Annotated in this window: 2 rRNA genes; both read left to right on the top strand. The window is 47.7% G+C overall.

Annotated features, from left to right (window positions below):
* A 5S ribosomal RNA gene (rrf, locus tag ABZ717_RS28625) occupies positions 1 to 93 on the top strand; the annotation flags it as partial.
* Between the two features lie 229 nt (positions 94 to 322).
* Positions 323 to 1,431 (top strand): 16S ribosomal RNA (locus ABZ717_RS28630); the annotation flags it as partial.

Genomic DNA, 1,431 nt, shown 5'->3' on the forward strand with positions numbered 1-1,431 from the left:
TCACACCTGTTCCCATGCCGAACACAGAAGTTAAGCTCCTTAGCGCCGATGGTAGTCGGACTGACGTTCCGCTAGAGTAGGACGTTGCCAGGCAATCTACTTTTGACCTGTTGGTCATTTTTTTGTGGATTAATAGAATATATTAATAAATTAACTTGAATTTTTTGTTGACTTAACTATGCTTAAGATGTATAATTAATTCTTGTCGGTAAGAAATGAACATTGAAAACTGAATGACAATATGTCAACGTTAATTCCAATAAACAGTAACGAAACGTTACAAACTATTTAGTATTTATGAGCTAATCAAACATCATAATTTTTTATGGAGAGTTTGATCCTGGCTCAGGATGAACGCTGGCGGCGTGCCTAATACATGCAAGTCGAGCGAACAGACGAGGAGCTTGCTCCTCTGACGTTAGCGGCGGACGGGTGAGTAACACGTGGATAACCTACCTATAAGACTGGGATAACTTCGGGAAACCGGAGCTAATACCGGATAATATATTGAACCGCATGGTTCAATAGTGAAAGACGGTTTTGCTGTCACTTATAGATGGATCCGCGCCGCATTAGCTAGTTGGTAAGGTAACGGCTTACCAAGGCAACGATGCGTAGCCGACCTGAGAGGGTGATCGGCCACACTGGAACTGAGACACGGTCCAGACTCCTACGGGAGGCAGCAGTAGGGAATCTTCCGCAATGGGCGAAAGCCTGACGGAGCAACGCCGCGTGAGTGATGAAGGTCTTCGGATCGTAAAACTCTGTTATTAGGGAAGAACAAATGTGTAAGTAACTATGCACGTCTTGACGGTACCTAATCAGAAAGCCACGGCTAACTACGTGCCAGCAGCCGCGGTAATACGTAGGTGGCAAGCGTTATCCGGAATTATTGGGCGTAAAGCGCGCGTAGGCGGTTTTTTAAGTCTGATGTGAAAGCCCACGGCTCAACCGTGGAGGGTCATTGGAAACTGGAAAACTTGAGTGCAGAAGAGGAAAGTGGAATTCCATGTGTAGCGGTGAAATGCGCAGAGATATGGAGGAACACCAGTGGCGAAGGCGACTTTCTGGTCTGTAACTGACGCTGATGTGCGAAAGCGTGGGGATCAAACAGGATTAGATACCCTGGTAGTCCACGCCGTAAACGATGAGTGCTAAGTGTTAGGGGGTTTCCGCCCCTTAGTGCTGCAGCTAACGCATTAAGCACTCCGCCTGGGGAGTACGACCGCAAGGTTGAAACTCAAAGGAATTGACGGGGACCCGCACAAGCGGTGGAGCATGTGGTTTAATTCGAAGCAACGCGAAGAACCTTACCAAATCTTGACATCCTCTGACCCCTCTAGAGATAGAGTTTTCCCCTTCGGGGGACAGAGTGACAGGTGGTGCATGGTTGTCGTCAGCTCGTGTCGTGAGATGTTGGGTTAAGTCCCG

Origin of the sequence: Nocardiopsis sp. NPDC006832 (assembly GCF_040635885.1) — a bacterium.
Lineage (GTDB): Bacteria > Actinomycetota > Actinomycetes > Streptosporangiales > Streptosporangiaceae > Nocardiopsis.